The organism is Enterobacter cloacae complex sp. 372C4 (assembly GCF_050030615.1).
In the GTDB taxonomy this organism is placed as follows: Bacteria; Pseudomonadota; Gammaproteobacteria; order Enterobacterales; family Enterobacteriaceae; genus Enterobacter; species Enterobacter intestinihominis.
Map to the genome: position 1 here is coordinate 112,032 of NZ_JBLGUQ010000001.1, position 15,635 is coordinate 127,666.

At 48.4% G+C, this 15,635-nt stretch carries 18 protein-coding genes and 3 tRNA genes; 7 read left to right on the plus strand and 14 right to left on the minus strand.

All coding sequences use genetic code 11. The features are described 5' to 3' along the window. Window positions 1-2 precede the first annotated feature (2 nt). The 4 genes from ACQG11_RS00625 (at window position 3) to ACQG11_RS00640 (ending at window position 5,072) form a co-directional block, all read left to right on the plus strand. Complete coding sequence (locus tag ACQG11_RS00625; protein WP_374210661.1) at window positions 3-2,603, plus strand: hypothetical protein; 2,601 nt, start codon at window positions 3-5, stop codon at window positions 2,601-2,603. A gap of 262 nt (window positions 2,604-2,865) precedes the next feature. After that, the gene (locus tag ACQG11_RS00630) at window positions 2,866-3,792 is read left to right on the plus strand and encodes a helix-turn-helix transcriptional regulator (RefSeq protein WP_252067395.1); all 927 of its coding nucleotides are present in this window, start codon (window positions 2,866-2,868) and stop codon (window positions 3,790-3,792) included. Next, window positions 3,785-4,192, plus strand: coding sequence for a hypothetical protein (locus ACQG11_RS00635; protein WP_021536926.1), 408 nt, complete (start codon window positions 3,785-3,787; stop codon window positions 4,190-4,192). The genes ACQG11_RS00630 and ACQG11_RS00635 overlap by 8 nt, the downstream gene beginning before the upstream one ends. Continuing rightward, window positions 4,185-5,072 carry a GTPase family protein gene (locus ACQG11_RS00640; RefSeq protein WP_049042958.1) on the plus strand — a complete coding sequence of 296 codons (888 nt, stop codon included), beginning with the start codon at window positions 4,185-4,187 and terminating at the stop codon, window positions 5,070-5,072. The genes ACQG11_RS00635 and ACQG11_RS00640 overlap by 8 nt, the downstream gene beginning before the upstream one ends. A gap of 49 nt (window positions 5,073-5,121) precedes the next feature. Here the strand turns inward: ACQG11_RS00640 and ACQG11_RS00645 are convergent, their stop codons facing one another. The 7 genes from ACQG11_RS00645 to ACQG11_RS00675 form a co-directional block, all read right to left on the minus strand. Beyond that, window positions 5,122-5,514: a hypothetical protein gene (locus ACQG11_RS00645; protein WP_148731164.1), complete on the minus strand. Its 393-nt coding sequence runs from the start codon at window positions 5,512-5,514 to the stop codon at window positions 5,122-5,124. 42 nt (window positions 5,515-5,556) lie between these two features. Next, the gene (locus tag ACQG11_RS00650; protein WP_049042954.1) at window positions 5,557-5,877 is read right to left on the minus strand and encodes a hypothetical protein; all 321 of its coding nucleotides are present in this window, start codon (window positions 5,875-5,877) and stop codon (window positions 5,557-5,559) included. Window positions 5,878-5,962: 85 nt separating this feature from the next. After that, the gene (locus tag ACQG11_RS00655; RefSeq protein WP_077871873.1) at window positions 5,963-6,199 is read right to left on the minus strand and encodes a DeoR family transcriptional regulator; all 237 of its coding nucleotides are present in this window, start codon (window positions 6,197-6,199) and stop codon (window positions 5,963-5,965) included. Window positions 6,200-6,494: 295 nt separating this feature from the next. After that, window positions 6,495-6,929 (minus strand): DUF2787 family protein, encoded by a 435-nt coding sequence (locus ACQG11_RS00660; RefSeq protein ID WP_063135756.1) that lies wholly within the window; start codon window positions 6,927-6,929, stop codon window positions 6,495-6,497. A 93-nt stretch (window positions 6,930-7,022) separates the two neighbouring features. Then, entirely contained in the window at window positions 7,023-7,532 is a 510-nt protein-coding gene (locus tag ACQG11_RS00665; protein ID WP_426728092.1) for a hypothetical protein, read from the minus strand. Between the two features lie 25 nt (window positions 7,533-7,557). Further along, window positions 7,558-7,929 carry a hypothetical protein gene (locus ACQG11_RS00670; protein ID WP_023314390.1) on the minus strand — a complete coding sequence of 124 codons (372 nt, stop codon included), beginning with the start codon at window positions 7,927-7,929 and terminating at the stop codon, window positions 7,558-7,560. Between the two features lie 376 nt (window positions 7,930-8,305). Continuing rightward, entirely contained in the window at window positions 8,306-9,508 is a 1,203-nt protein-coding gene (locus ACQG11_RS00675) for a site-specific integrase (protein ID WP_023314391.1), read from the minus strand. Window positions 9,509-9,588: 80 nt separating this feature from the next. On the opposite strand from ACQG11_RS00675, the gene ACQG11_RS00680 reads away from it, so the two are divergent. Continuing rightward, complete coding sequence (locus tag ACQG11_RS00680) at window positions 9,589-10,329, plus strand: hypothetical protein (RefSeq protein WP_426728877.1); 741 nt, start codon at window positions 9,589-9,591, stop codon at window positions 10,327-10,329. 241 nt (window positions 10,330-10,570) lie between these two features. Here ACQG11_RS00680 and ACQG11_RS00685 read toward each other — a convergent pair. From ACQG11_RS00685 to uvrY, 6 genes are all read right to left on the minus strand, one after another. Beyond that, window positions 10,571-10,657: transfer RNA gene (locus ACQG11_RS00685), tRNA-Leu, on the minus strand. Window positions 10,658-10,668: 11 nt separating this feature from the next. Continuing rightward, window positions 10,669-10,742: transfer RNA gene (locus ACQG11_RS00690), tRNA-Cys, on the minus strand. Between the two features lie 51 nt (window positions 10,743-10,793). Beyond that, window positions 10,794-10,869, minus strand: a tRNA-Gly gene (locus tag ACQG11_RS00695). A gap of 163 nt (window positions 10,870-11,032) precedes the next feature. Then, window positions 11,033-11,581 (minus strand): CDP-diacylglycerol--glycerol-3-phosphate 3-phosphatidyltransferase, encoded by a 549-nt coding sequence (pgsA, locus tag ACQG11_RS00700; RefSeq protein ID WP_003859652.1) that lies wholly within the window; start codon window positions 11,579-11,581, stop codon window positions 11,033-11,035. Window positions 11,582-11,637: 56 nt separating this feature from the next. Further along, the gene (uvrC, locus tag ACQG11_RS00705; RefSeq protein ID WP_023300478.1) at window positions 11,638-13,470 is read right to left on the minus strand and encodes an excinuclease ABC subunit UvrC; all 1,833 of its coding nucleotides are present in this window, start codon (window positions 13,468-13,470) and stop codon (window positions 11,638-11,640) included. Next, window positions 13,467-14,123 (minus strand): UvrY/SirA/GacA family response regulator transcription factor, encoded by a 657-nt coding sequence (gene uvrY / locus ACQG11_RS00710; protein WP_017384478.1) that lies wholly within the window; start codon window positions 14,121-14,123, stop codon window positions 13,467-13,469. The genes uvrC and uvrY overlap by 4 nt, the downstream gene beginning before the upstream one ends. Before the next feature lie 398 nt (window positions 14,124-14,521). Between uvrY and ACQG11_RS00715 the strand changes: the two genes are divergently transcribed. Together ACQG11_RS00715 and ACQG11_RS00720 are read left to right on the plus strand one after the other, a co-directional pair. After that, window positions 14,522-14,602: a hypothetical protein gene (locus ACQG11_RS00715; protein ID WP_418235935.1), complete on the plus strand. Its 81-nt coding sequence runs from the start codon at window positions 14,522-14,524 to the stop codon at window positions 14,600-14,602. After that, window positions 14,589-14,813 carry a DUF2594 family protein gene (locus ACQG11_RS00720; protein ID WP_003859644.1) on the plus strand — a complete coding sequence of 75 codons (225 nt, stop codon included), beginning with the start codon at window positions 14,589-14,591 and terminating at the stop codon, window positions 14,811-14,813. The genes ACQG11_RS00715 and ACQG11_RS00720 overlap by 14 nt, the downstream gene beginning before the upstream one ends. Window positions 14,814-14,877: 64 nt before the next feature. On the opposite strand, the gene sdiA is transcribed toward ACQG11_RS00720, so the two are convergent. Next, complete coding sequence (sdiA, locus tag ACQG11_RS00725) at window positions 14,878-15,600, minus strand: transcriptional regulator SdiA (RefSeq protein ID WP_032622448.1); 723 nt, start codon at window positions 15,598-15,600, stop codon at window positions 14,878-14,880. Window positions 15,601-15,635: the final 35 nt, after the last annotated feature.

The following is a 15,635-nucleotide window of genomic DNA, read 5'->3' on the forward strand; positions in this document are numbered from 1 at the left end:
CAATGTTTGACATGAATGCACTGCTCGCAGATGCGGCGGGAGTGACGCAACCTGTCGCCCGGTCAGCTAAAACACTTGATAACTTTCCGTTAATACCTCAAAAGTCAAAAAATCGACTGGACGTCAGCAGCGAGCTACATCTAGATATCGGCTTTGATACTGAATATGTCTATAACCCACATACAAAGCAAAACGACATTCTGTCTTATCAGAGCTATGTCGTGCTGCCTGATGGAACGGGTGTTCCCGGAATCCTGTACCCCGCCAGCGCCCACAAAAAAGATCGCCTGTCGCTGAAAAACTTTCTCGCGAAAACCCTGACGCCACTATTGAAGAATGAGCAGATTAACGAATGGCCGGGTTCGATTACGCTGTATGCTCATTTCCTGCGGGCTGATGTTGCCTCGTTTGCCGATTTCTGGAGCGATCACAAAATATTGCTGAAAGGAATTCGCAGTACAGTCAGCAGTTTTAAAAACCGCTACGGTATTGATTTTGATGAAGTCGAAACTCGTCGTGAAAAAAACAGCCTAATCATGTTTGATAAGCGGACCAGCCCGTCCCGTTGCAGCAATGTAACGTTTACCGATACCTTGTTGATCACTCCGGGCGGTATGGGACTGACGGAATGTGGTGAATTACTTGGCCTGCCGAAACTAACCATTCCAGCACCTTATTCAATCAGCGATATGCGCCAGTATTTAAAAGGCGATCGACGCGGTTTCGAGGCCTATGCAGTTCGTGATGCCGAAATTGCCGTGCGCTATGCCTTACAGGTGAAATCGTTCTGCACTGAAAGTCTGATGATTGAGCGCATCCCCACCACGATTGGTGCGATGGCTGTTTCCCGGTTTCTCAAGACCATTAAGGAAAGCGGCCAGTCTCCTGAAGTCTGTATGGGAACCTGGACGGACTCGCGCCAGCGCTGGAACCCGGACACTCAGGGATTCAGAACGTTAAAATCGACGCAGAGTATACCCGCAAGGGAACTCTATGAGACGTTCGCCATCAACTGCTATCACGGCGGTCGAAATGAATGCTTCATGATGGGCATTACCCCTGAAAGCCAATGGTATGACTACGATTTAGCAGGCGCTTACACCACCGGGCTGTTAGATATTTTGCAGCCTGATTACGATAATATTTACCAGAGCCAAAATCCTGAGGAATTTTGCGGGCATACCATGGGATTTGCGCTGGTCAGTTTTCGATTCCCCGACACGGTACGCTACCCCTGCCTGCCCGTCAGAACCGACCAGTACGGATTGTTTTTCCCTTTGACGGGTGAGTCATGGGCGACCGCCCCGGAAATGGCCCTCGCTCTGTCTCTGGGTGCGGAAATGACTATTCAGCACGGTATTATCATCCCCTGGCGTCAGTATAAATCTAATGATTCCTCATCACCGGCAGAACCAGTATGCTCCGTGTTTTTACCCTTTGTGCAACAGGTACGCGAAAATCGTAATCGCCATGATAAAGGGTCTCTGGAGGAGAAATTCTGGAAAGAGATCGGAAATTCACTGTACGGAAAACTCGCTCAGGGTCTTCACGCAAAGACTGCATTTGATACCGCCCGAGGGCTGAACAGCCCTCTGCCGCCTTCGTCAGTCACCCAGCCATTTTTTGCTGCACATGTCACGGGATTTGTCCGCGCGGTGGTGGGCGAGTTGATGAATGCACTCCCGCCGAATGCAACAGTGGTCAGTGTGACTACAGATGGTTTTCTGACGGATTCCGCTATCGAGAATATCGATATGTCTGGCCCGTTATCATCACGTTTTCAGGCGTTATGTGGCATTGCGGATCCGGGCTCGTCTATGCTGACCTGTAAACATCAGGTCCGGCAGCTTGTCGCCATGAAAACCCGGGGGCAGTTGACCTATAAAGAACTTGCAGGCTACCCAATCGTACACGCCCGTGCAGGCGTTAAACCCCCTGCTGATATTCCCCGCGACGACTATAACCGCTATATGGTGGACCTCTATCTTAACAGGGCTCCGGGTCAGAAGCTTCGCAGGGGATCTCTCATTTCAACCCGTGATATGTGGTTGAATGAAAGCGACCTTGTCGCCGTTGAGTCGGATATCCGGTTAAATCTGGAGTTCGACTTTAAGCGCCAACTGATCGCCCCCACCATGAATGATGGACATTTGTTGATGTATTCCCGTCCGTGGAATGATATAGCCCAGGCACTTAAGCAACGCCAGCTATTCGATGACTGGCGGCAGACACACAGCCTGAAAGATGAAGCAGACTGGGAAGACTGGTGTGATTTTCTCTATTGCAGAAACATTTTTACCCCTCTGAAACTGAAAGTAGGACAAAATCGAAGCGATGACGTCCTTGTTCGCCTTTTCCTGCGGGCCCTGGCTCAATATCAATGGGGGCTTACGCCGGACGACAGAAAGCGACAAACCAGTGTGGAGATAGCTGCATGGCTGGTCGAGGCAGGCTACTCTGTGACACCCAGCGATGTAAAAAATGCAGGTCGGGCTAAGCTCCCACCCATTATCTTTGATTCCCTGACTGCCCGAATGAATCGCCTGATGGACCTTATAAAGCTGGTATATCCCGGCTTCGCATTGCCCTCGGCAGTGTTGTAAATCCTTCACGCTGAATACCTGTTTGCTAAGCCCACTCTCCCTGTCGTGGGCTTTACTGTTTGGGGGTAATGAGGCACCGGTAATAAAGCTGCTTCCCGCAACCACCACAACATGGACAGGTTGAGTCCACAAAAACCATACAGAAAATATACCACTGAATTTTATGGTTTTTATTTTTTAGAAATCCTGCTTCAGCCTGGACTCATCTTGTCCAGCACCCTGCTGAAAATATCCTTCCAGCTTCAATTGATTGGATGCCTGAATGGATAAGCATGACAAACTTGGGTATCGCCTTGGATTGATACTGACTCGCCTTAACAACGGTGAATCAGTCACGGTGAGTGGGCTCGCTGAAGAGTTTAATGTCTGTGATAAGACCATCCGGCGTGATCTTACGCAGCGGCTGGCTTATCTCAACCTTCTTCGCAGTGGTAAGAAATATCATCTTCCCGTTGGTGTTCTGGGACAGCGCAGCAATACTGACTTGCGCCGCTTTACGCGTATTCTGGGTATTGAAGGGTTATTTCCACGCTGGGATGACCGCCTGTTAGGCATATTGCTGGGCAATGCCGAAAATAATCCGTTTCTGATCAAACAGCGTCCCTACGAAAATTGTGGGGTTTTTATGTCTACGTTGAATACATTGTCAGACGCGATTCGCGGCAGCAAAAAAATAAGCTTTATGTATAAAGCGAAAAGTTACAGCGCCATTGAACCCTATCGTCTCGTCAGTGACAGAGGGATCTGGTATCTCGCTGCCATTGAGGGAGGAGTGCTGAAAAGTTTCGTCATTTCAGCGATGAAACAGGTTCTCCCCAGTAACATGTCATTTGCCATGTCGCAGGAAATTCATCTGCAAATCGAGAATGCGGAAAGTATCTGGTATGGCGCAGAGCTTACTGAAGTACTGATGTCAGTTTCTGCACGTGTAGCCCCGTGGTTCTTGCGCCGCGCGCTGTTGCCGGGTCAGGAAATTATTCACACTTCCGCAAGCGGTGATTTGCTCGTGATTTCACGGGTGGCTCACTTCGGCCAAATTATCCCTCTCATCAAATACTGGATGCCCGAGGTTGAAGTTCTAAAACCAGCATCGATTCGTAATCAGGTGACGCAAGACATACGCCTTGCCCTGAAACGATACGAGCAGAATGAAAGTACGGAATCAACCGGAGATACCTCTAATGAATAAAGATGAAAAAGCGCTCGAGAATTTTTTCGAAAACATAGCAACGGACTTACTCAGCGGTCTTCTTGACGCCAATGATAATGAACAGAATGCGCATCTTAAAGCCTGGCTTGACGCGCCATTCAATGTAGTTCCCGAAAACCTACTCAGGCATGCCGAGATGATTTGCAATCACTTCAGTGCTGGTGAAAACGGTCATTTGTTAATGCACGGTATTGATGATCAACTGGCCGCAATGAACCTTTCCCGCAAGGAACGCTTCAGCCCTATGAAAAAAGGGATCGTCGGTTACGCGGCACCCCGTGATCTGGAAAAAGTGAATGCCTTGCTAAAAGTAATTATTTCTTATTACGAGTGTGCGTTAATTAAAGCGAGAATGGAGAATGGTGCTCAAGATGAATAATACAGAAACTAAAAATCGAAATCCTGTGAAGGATGCTCTTGAAATATTACCTGAAAATATCAGGGACAGTATTGCCCGACGCATCAATGACGTTATCAGTTATGAGCCGGTCATTGGCATTATGGGAAAGACCGGAGCCGGGAAGTCCAGCTTATGTAATGCGATTTTTAAGGGTGATATTTGTGCAGTTAGCGATGTCGCCGCCTGTACCCGTGAAACGCAGGAAATGCGCATCCAGTTTGGCAAACGCTCAGTGCGGTTGATTGATATTCCGGGTGTGGGCGAAAATGCTGAGCGTGACGCTGAATATGAACAACTTTATCGTGATCTGTTACCACAGCTGGATCTGGTTCTCTGGGTGATTAAAGGCGATGATCGCGCCTTTTCTGCGGATGAACATTTCTACAAAAATGTGCTGGCCCCTGCTGGCGGTGAGGCTAAAACACTGTTTGTGCTTAATCAGGTCGACAAAATTGAGCCATTCCGTGAGTGGGATGTTGTCAACGCCCGGCCTTCTCCATCCCAGATGCAAAATATCCTCGATAAAGAAGCATATATCACACAACGATTTGGGTTTACTGACCATCCGGTGATCGCTGTCGCCGCCAGTGAGGGATACAATGTGACCCATTTGGTGGAGGCAATGGTTCGTGCGCTCCCAAAGCACGCTCAAAGCGGCGTCGCTTCTCAGGTGAGAGACGAGCACAAAACCCGTACAGTTACAGAAGAGGCAACGGAAGGATTTGGTGATACCGTTGATCGCGTTCTTGATGATATTATTGATAATACCCTGCCAGCGCCTTTGCGCGTGGTGGTGAAAGCTGCCAAAAAAGCTGTAGTCAATGGGCTGAAAAAAGCCTGGAACTGGATCTTTGGATAAAAAAATAACGGGAGCAACTGCTCCCGTAATATTCATATTCCATTAATCATTATAATTTCACCAGCCCTGATTTAATTGCCAGGCGGACACATTTATTGGCCTCCTGCATAATGACGTCCTGGGGATATCTGTTCATTTCCCGATACCCATCAGATTTAGCCATGCGACCTTCCATACCGGCATTATCCAGAATGGCCTTCCAGGCATCCCGAATTTTCTTTGAGTCCTTTTCGCCGACACCACCGGAGAGTGTGCCAAATAGTTCTTTGGCATTACTGTTAAGATTTTTGTATTCTGCTGCGTTTGGATCCAGTAACATCGCCATTTGAGTTGACTGGCGAGTTGCTTCATAACAACGCCCTGCTGTATCAAGTGAAACAGAAGCGGCTATTGAGATGACAGGCACGATGGCCGCAACACATCCGGCAATTATCTTTTTCATATCATTATTATCCAATTGGGTGAGAAAGATTATCTGTTCTTACTACTGTCTGTTCGCTGATTTGCGGTAAAATGTTACACACTTATCTGCAAATGCTGCCTGCTGGTATGCCCGAGGCAGTTCATTCTCCAGAGCGATGGTGTTTTCATTGATCGACTCCTCGTCAACGCCATAACGTTGTAGTTCTCCCTCCAAATATTTATATATTTCAGCAGTGACTTTTTGATCTGACTCCATGAGTTGCCTGTTTATATTGTCCATTGCAAGATAACAGGCTACACGGTTATTTACCTGAACAAGCCCGGCATGCGCCTGCGACAGAAAACCTGTGAATAACAGAGTCGCTATTATTGTTCTTTTCATCTTATATCCTTAATTAAGGTGGTTTATTTGGTTCATTGCAAAGCCTAATGCAATGCGAGGACAGGTCATGTCCATGTAGAGAAAATTATTTGAATATTCCTTGCCTGACTCGCTCTCTTATCAGAGGAGCCAACCGCACTTTCCCGGGAGAAAGAACCTCCGTTACTGTTTCCACCCTTAATAAGTCCCGTCGTCCTGTCCGACGGGAAACAGAAAACTGCTGGCAAATATCATTAACCGACAGAGAATTGCCGGTATAGAGCTGGAGCAATATCCACCCCAGTCTTTCAGCGATCTTCTCGCCTCGTGACTGACGCATCATGGGTACCTGTCTAGTTTTGTTTCAACATTCCATCGGCCAAAACCGACACTAACACACTGTAATATCGATGTTATTTATGCGGTGTAAAACTGCCGTTGGGGTAATGGAGTCATCGTTATCACCCTGTCACTGAGGAATGCGCCATTTGGGCCTAAACCACGAGGGATCTGAGATCCCCCGTGTCTGCACATGTTTATGCGAACGGTCCGGTACAACCAGCATCATCATCATGCTGCGATGTACTGCGCATGAAGAGGATTACAAAGATGCCCGTTTTCTTCCTGTTCATAACAGGTCAACAACTTTCCACAGTTACCGTTACCCGGTAAATCCCCATAGACAGGTAATCCATAAAATTACCCTCCCATAAGGACCAGAGTTCATTCCTCTCTGCCGCCAGTGAAATATCCCCAGCCAGATAATGGAAGACGTATTGACCTGACCAACAAAAGTCCATTTCCTTTTCCAGCTCCGGATAGACTCGTCCCATGTAACTAAAGTCTGTGACATAATCGAAATACCATTCGTTATCCTGGCGGATGAACCGCATTTCAACCGGATGAAATCCGCCGGATTCTGCACTGTAGTCCGGGTCACGAAAATTAATGACTACTGCCCTGACCGATGTTTGCTGAGATTGTTCTGCCAGAAGCGTAACGATGTGCTGCTGAAATAATTTAGTGACAGGCAGCGTTAATCCTGCCTGTTTTAGGGCATACTGTGTTTGCATAATAGATTTTCCTGTAAAAGGTGAGTAGAGGTGTGTAGTAGTTTCTGGTTGTATAACAGTTCTGGTAAAGAATTAATTCTTCGCAATCCTTTCTCAATCGCCAACCTCACTGAGTGTTTTAAGACGCGCCCGCCAGTCAGCATATAAAACATGCGTAAACAACTTCTCAGGGTGCGCCTCAAGCAGGCATATATCCGGGGAGCGTAAAACAGCAGCCAGAAAACCGGCATTATTGGCACTTGCTCCTTTAAATAATGATCTGAATACGCCTGATGTGAAGCCCGTTGTCGGTTGAACTTCGAGTACACTTTCAATCTTAGAAAGTGGGACCCAGTCTTTAGAGAACAATCCACCGCTGCCATTTGCCATGAGGCGCAGATAGAGATCATTATCTTTTTCAGACATTGCCAGTTGCCATGTCAGCATACCACTGGCTTTAGGACTAATTTTTTCCGCCTGTCCTGATTCAATGAGCAGCTTATAACTCTCTTCATGTAATATTTGCCCGTTTTCAGTGATACCTTTTTCAATATCACTTAAATCATTATTTAACTCCAGCCCCTCTTGTTCATTATTATTTTTTCCCGACTTTGACTTTCTCATTTTCATCTCCTGATTTTAATATAATTTACAGACGGGATTCCGCCATAGACATTAATTTATCAATCCCGCCCAGAGGACAATTGGGATGAAACAACAGATAAATACCATTTCCATTATCTTCTGTAATTGATAGCATCAAGTAATATTCATCTGTCAGATGGACCACGAACTCAGGGTTTGCAATTAAATGATGAATTACATCCAGTACGTGTCGTTTAATATCTTCGGGAACATCACCGGGTTCAATGTACATTAATGTTACACCCACCTCTCCCCAAAAATTCATTGCGGAAAGTTCATCATCAAATGGGAGTATCAGTTCTTTTCTCAAAACAGACATAACTGAATCGGGAAGAAGGAGCGACGGCAGGTCTTGCCAGCTCGAGATAAATTTCATTGAATAATCCTCATAAACAAAAAACCCGATACGTTTTAAGTATCGGGGTTACACAGACAGGGTAAAGAATCTGGAATTGCCTTCAGGCGTCATCTAAATTCTTTCATAATATCCACAATCCTTGCAGATAAGCACTGGAGCATTATTCCTTTCACGCTGTTTAAGGAATCCAAATAGACGCTGTATCGCCCTGATGATTTCTTTAAGCAATTCTGGTAATTGCTCCGGGCTAATATAACCGGATGTCGATGTCAGAAACCGGTCATCGCGAGTCACCTTTGCTATATTTCCGGCAGTTTCTGTGACTGTATTCCGACTACCGCACTTAGGGCACTTTAACGGCATAATCATTCTCCACGTTTAAGAGATGCAAAAATCACTGTTCTTTACTGGTAGCTACGGGGGGTAAAAGAAGGTCGGTAACACCCTGCCCGGTCTGACGCATTCGCTCTGGTGTCAGTTTTGCGTAGCGCTCCGTACTCTGAATACTGGCATGCGCAAGCTGGGCTTTAACGTCATACAGACTGTACTGTCCGCTGGAGACAAGTAATGATGCGACGGAATGGCGCGTAGTGTGGAAACAGACTTCACTTTTATCTATCCCGCACTCTGCCAGTATTTTTTCATAGGCCCACCGGGGTTCTGATATTGGTTTTCCATTATCTTTTACGGCAAACAGATAGGGGTTGCTGCCAGCCCGTGGGATCGAATCAATAATAGATAATGCAACATCACTGAGATACACAGTTCTGCTGCGACCATTCTTAGTATAAGGAATGAATAACGACCTGTTATCCCGATCAATATGTTTGTGCATGACATTCAGCATTTCTGATTTGCGTGTACCGGTTAACAGCAGCATGGCTATCAGTCCCCCGGCTGCCTTATTGGGGTATCGTGCCGCAGCGTCGAGGATCCTTCTGATCTCATCGGCGTCAAAAAAGCGCGTCCGCTGATTATTCTCCTTCAGCAAAGGGATCTTATCGGCTTCATTCTTCTCCAGGACATCCTGTCGTAGCGCATAACGCCCCATAGTTTTCAGAATAGCCAGTGCCCTGTTACAGGTAGACGGTGCATACTGCTGGCCGTGAATACGACCCTCAAGCATGTCGAAAAGCACCTGCTGGATTTCCCGGGCCCGAAGGTCACAGTAACGTATCTTCCCCAGACAAGGTTCAATGTATTGCGTGAAACGCTGAACATCCTTATCCCAGGACTTTTTATGGCGTTTGATGAACGGAACATAGGTCTGGTGAAAAAACTCACTAAGCGTTGGTATAGCACGATAATTATCGCGTTCTGCCTTAGGGTCATTTCCCAGTGCAATCGCCTCCTTGTGACGGCGGGCTATCTGACGGGCTGTCCCCACATCAATTTCAGGGAATCTGCCAATACTGATACTTTTTTTGGTACCGTGGAATGTGTATCGCAGGAGGAAACGTTTGTTACCCGTTCGACCTGAGAGGCATTTGAGGCCAATGACCTCGGTATCAGATACCTCAAGCTCTGTAGATCGGGTATCTGTGTTTGCCGGAAGGGCTTTGATGGATGAATTGGTGAATCGGAAGGATTTCTGCATGATTATCCTCATGTATCTTACTGATATCATGAAAATAATATATATCTGAAGGTGTATTTATTACGGAGCGGGATTGGAGAATTGAAAATCTATTAGACGCGTACAAACGGATATTACAGGAGGTTGACGCCCAGTCATTTAACCTGAGTGAGGATAAATACTCGGGCGTCTTTTTATCTGTACCCTTTGAAGAATACTGGCATTCACCGGCAAAAATCATGCTGGTTGGACGTGAAACCGCTGGCTGGAATACGCTGAATGGTAAGAATACGATGTCGCGGGTGCTGGGACTCATACCTGACGTCACCATCGGGCAAGTGGTTGAAGAGGCTGTAGCTCGTTACAGGAATCATCTTCCGGTACAAAATGAAGGCACCACCAACCTCAAATCACGTAGCCGCTTCACGCAATATCATTTCCAACTGGCCCGGGAGCTTAATATCCCTCCACAGGCTATCGTGTATGCCAATCTACTGGCGTGGGATTACGACGGACTGACCCCTCTCAATCGCCCTCAAAATGAAGTGCAGGAAGTCATATTAGCCTCGCTGAAACTTCTGACGGTACAAATTAAACACCTTGACCCTGATTTCATCATCTTTGCATCCGGAGCACGGAGAACAGACTACATCATAAAACAGGTGCTTACTGAGCTAGGCGGCTATGAGACTTCTTCAGTCATTTCGGGGAAGCTATGGGAGTTCAAAACAGGTAATACAATCTGTTTCAGAATTGCCCATCCAAGGGCTATGCGCGGGCACCAGAAGCACAGAGAAGAGGTGATTGCGCGAATTAAGCAACTTTGTACTCAGGGTGGCTAGAACATTACAGCTTGCTCAGTAGGCCCCCCTTCCCGGAAGAGTACCGGAAAACAGGCAAAGCGGCCTGGTTCTCTATGCTGGAGGCTACACGTTCGATTCGGCATTGCCAGGCTGTAGATTGCAGCTCATTGCACCCCGTGAGCACAGGATATGCACAGGGCGTGAATTTCAGGTACAAAAAAACCACCCGAAGGTGGTTTCACGACACTGCTTATTGCTTTGATTATTCTACTTTTTCCCATGGTAGCCGGAGTGGGACTTGAACCCACACAGCGCGAACGCCGAGGGATTTTAAATCCCTTGTGTCTACCGATTCCACCATCCGGCCAGGGAAGAAAGTGGAGGCGCGTTCCGGAGTCGAACCGGACTAGACGGATTTGCAATCCGCTACATAACCGCTTTGCTAACGCGCCTTAAATCTTTTGTCTTTCGACCTGCACCCGCAAACTGCCGATGCATTAATCTGGAGCGGGAAACGAGACTCGAACTCGCGACCCCGACCTTGGCAAGGTCGTGCTCTACCAACTGAGCTATTCCCGCATGTTATCAAGTAACTATTTAACGACTTGCTAAGCACTTGATTTCATTATCGTCCGGCTTACTGTGCCGCCGTTCGATGCGTTGCATTCTACTGATATGACGTTATGAGTCAACGTTATTTTTTGCATCTCAGGATCGTTTGCTGAAAATTAAGCCGAAACGATCACTGTTCAAGCAAATCACCGCGCGCAGCGTTCAAATATTGCAACATTGACCACAATGTCAGCACCGCCGCAACCCACAGCAGACCAATGCCGGCCCACTCTACCCAGGCATTCGGACGCCACAGCATCCACACCAGCGCCGCCATCTGCGCAGTGGTTTTAACTTTACCGATCCAGGACACCGCCACGCTGCTGCGTTTACCCAGCTCCGCCATCCACTCGCGCAGGGCAGAGATAATAATCTCACGGCCAATCATGGTCGCGGCAGGCAGCGTCACCCACCAGGTATGATAATGTTCCGCCACCAGCACCATCGCGATTGCCACCATCACCTTATCCGCAACCGGATCGAGGAATGCGCCAAAGCGGGTACTCTGGTTCCAGCGACGCGCCAGATAACCGTCAAACCAGTCCGTCACGGCGGCAATCAGGAAAATAAGCGCACAGGCAAAAGGCGCCCAGACGACCGGCAGGTAAAATGCCAGGACGAAGAACGGAATGAGCACAACGCGAAAGAGAGTAAGCAACGTAGGGATATTAAATCGCATGATGACGGTAACTGTCTGTTGTCAGTAAAATTTAGCTCTATGTTGCTACAGAGCCCTCAATGTTTCAACGAGTAGTAGATCTTTTCTGCCAGCCCTTGCGAAATACCCGGCACTTTTGCAATTTCTTCCATACTGGCGTTGAGTAATCCTTGCAATCCGCCCATATACTTCAACAGCATCTGGCGACGTTTTGGCCCGACGCCTTCAATCGTCTCAAGGGTACTGGTATTTTTCACTTTCGCCCGTTTTTTGCGGTGTCCGCTAATGGCATGATCGTGCGACTCATCTCGGATGTGCTGGATCACGTGCAGTGCAGGGGAATCTGGCGGCAGGCTAAAGCCCTCGCCTTCCGGCTCAAAGAACAGCGTTTCCAGGCCAGCCTTACGATCTGCCCCTTTCGCTACCCCTAGCAGCAACGGATGGTTCTTATCCCACTCCACGTCGAGCGATTCGAATACCGCCTTCGCCTGCCCCAACTGCCCTTTACCACCGTCGATAAGGATAACGTCCGGGATTTTGCTCTCTTCAATCGCTTTACCATAGCGACGACGCAGCACCTGATTCATGGCGGCATAATCGTCACCGGGCGTAATGCCGGTGATGTTATAGCGACGATACTCTGCCCGCAGTGGGCCATTGGCATCAAAGACCACACACGACGCCACGGTCTGCTCACCCATCGTATGGCTGATGTCGAAGCATTCCATGCGTTTCACTTCCGGCAGCTTGAGCAGCGTAGCAAGGGCGGTTAAACGTTGGCTGACGGTCGATTGCTGGGAAAGTTTGGTGGTCAGCGCCGTGGCGGCATTGGTTCGCGCCAGCTTCAGATAACGCGCACGATCGCCGCGCGGTTTCGTCTGGACATTCACCCGGCGACCTGCCAGCTCTGAAAGTGAGTCCGCCAGCAGGGTTTTATCGTCCAGCGTGAAGTCGAGCAGGATCTCCGAGGGCAGCGTACGCATCTGGCTGCCCTGCAAATAAAACTGGCCGACAAAGGTCTCCACCACTTCACCCATCTCAGTCCCACCCGGCACTTTCGGGAAGTAACTGCGGCTGCCGAGCACTTTGCCCTGACGAATAAACAGCACGTGAACGCAGGCCAGGCCGGCGTCAAAGGCAACGCCGATGACATCGAGGTCGTCGCCCGTATTGGAAACAAACTGCTTCTCGGTCACCCTGCGCACCGCCTGGATCTGGTCGCGGATGCGTGCGGCCTCCTCAAATTCCAGCGCCGCGCTGGCTTTTTCCATGCGGGTAATCAGTTGCGTCAGCACCTGATCGTCTTTCCCGGCTAAAAACAGGCGGACATATTCCACCTGCTGCGCGTACTCTTCTTCGCTCACCAGCCCTTCAACGCATGGTCCCAGGCAGCGGCCAATCTGATATTGCAGGCATGGCCGGGAGCGGTTGCGATAAACGCTGTTTTCGCACTGGCGAACAGGGAAGATTTTTTGCAAAAGCGCCAGCGTTTCCCGCACGGCATAACCATTCGGGAAGGGGCCGAAATATTCTCCTTTCGCATGCTTAGCGCCACGATGCATCGCCAGCCGCGGGTGCGTGTCGCCGCTCAGGAAGATAAACGGATAGGACTTGTCATCACGCAGCAGAACGTTGTAGCGCGGCTGATACAACTTAATGTAGTTGTGCTCAAGGAGCAGCGCTTCCGTTTCCGTGTGCGTTACGGTGACATCAATGTTGTGTATAAGTGCGACCAGCGCTTCGGTTTTACGGGAGGCAAGGTTGCTGCGGAAATAACTTGAAAGGCGTTTCTTCAGATCTTTCGCCTTACCGACATAGATAACCGTACCGCCAGCATCATACATCCGGTAGACGCCTGGCTGGCTGGTGACGGTTTTCAGAAATGCTTTTGAATCGAACGCTTCACTCACTGACTTATTAACGACTCCGCATTGCACAAACCATGGCGAATGGCCAGGTGAGTCAGTTCGACATCACCGTGAATGTTCAGTTTACTGAACATCCGATAGCGATAGCTGTTGACCGTTTTCGGGCTGAGATTCAACTGCTCAGAAATCTCATTCACCTTCTGACCTTTAGTGATCATCAGCATAATCTGCAATTCGCGCTCAGACAAACTGGCAAACGGAGATTCCGTTTTTTCCGGTTCAATCTGACTCAACGCCATCTGTTGAGCAATATCAGAAGCGATATAGCGCTGCCCTGCGTGAACGGTGCGGATCGCATTGACGACTTCCTGCGGCGCAGCGCCTTTACTGAGATACCCCGCAGCCCCCGCCTGCATGACCCTGGCGGGCAGCGGATTTTCGGTATGGACGGTCAGCATGATGACTTTGGTATCAACGAACATGCGCGCGATTTTGCGCGTGGCTTCAAGCCCGCCAATACCGGGCATGTTCATATCCATCAGCACCACGTCTGCGGAGTTCGCGCGACACCATTTGACGGCATCTTCGCCACAGCACGCCTCGCCGGCAACTTTAATACCCTTTATATCTTCAAGAATGCGTCGTATCCCTGCGCGCACCAGTTCGTGGTCATCAACAAGAAGGACGTTGATCAAAGGAAATGTCTCCAGAATAGGGATAACGCTACTGACTGCTAATTGGGTTTATATTAACGGTTTTCCATGCAAGATTAAAACGCTAAAAAATCGGCTATACGATTCGGGTCTCGTTTTTGGAAATTAGGCTGTACAGTAAGTGGAAAGAAAACCCATGTGTACTGGGCTTTACCGCTATTTTTTTAGCACCAGCATTCAAAAAGCCACCAAAACATTTGTTAACGTAAACTAAAAAATGCTCTCATTTTTTTGTAACAACAATTAACGGATGGCGTACCGGCGATAAACATTTAATTGTCGCTAACATATTGGGCAGATTACCTTCATAATCCGCACCGGCCAATAATCAATACGCGTAAAAGTATAAAAAACAACCACTGCATTTTTTGCCGCAGCTTGTGGTATACTCCGCCGCCTTAACTTTCATCGTCGCGCTCATGCGCTGTTTTATAATGAGGAAAATAAATGAGCACACCTGAATTTGCCACTGCCGAGAATAACCAGGAACTGGCACAGGAAGTAAACTGCCTGAAGTCGCTGCTGACGCTTATGCTACAGGCGATGGGCCAGGCTGATGCTGGACGTGTGATCATTAAAATGGAAAAACAGATCGCGCAGATGGAAGATCAGGCGGAATCCGCTGTTTTTGCCAATACAGTTAAGCAAATTAAACAAGCCTACCGCCAGTAACAAAAAAGGCTGGATGCAGTGCATTCAGCCTTTTCCTCGTCTGACACGCAGAACGTGATATCAGTCAAATAAGCCCAGTCGCCGCGGCATAACACGCTATCTGGATCTTATTCGGCGCGTTGAATTTCTTCTGCATATTCTTCTGATGGAAGTTGACGGTATTTTCCGAGATGGAAAGAATGATGGCAATTTCTGCCGACGTCTTCCCTTCTGCGGTCCACTTCAGAATTTCCCGTTCACGCTTGCTGAATTTCATTTCCGGCGGCATCACCGTCTCATGTTCAAAGCGCAACAGTGTAGTGAGCGCCATCTGAACCAGCATTTGTAAACGCAGCTCAATTTCTTCACTGGATATCGAGTGTGCCTGTAAGCTAGTACATGACACGGAGAGGAAGCCGAGCGCATGATTTGGCAGCATCAGACACTGGGTTATTCCCTTACGTAAACCGTGGTCCCGCGCGCCGTCCCATAATTGCTGGGCATCCGTGAATAATTCATCCGTCCAGGGCAAATGACCCTGAATGAAATTCTCCGGCTTCAGTACCGGGTCAATGGCGAAATAATTCTCGGATTGATATTGCGCCATCCATTGTTGCGGATAACTGGAATGGACGGATGTTCGCGGGCGGGTAAATGGCACAGGGTGTCGAACACAAAGCGCATAATAATCGAATTCAAGCGCCTGCGTTTGTCGCTGAAGTTCCTGATATACCTCGTCAGCACAGGTCATTTCCTGAAACCGGAGGACGCATTCCCGTCGCCAGGTGAAAAAGTCTATATCCCTCATACTTGCCGAATGAAGCCTCTGATAAAGATAATCAT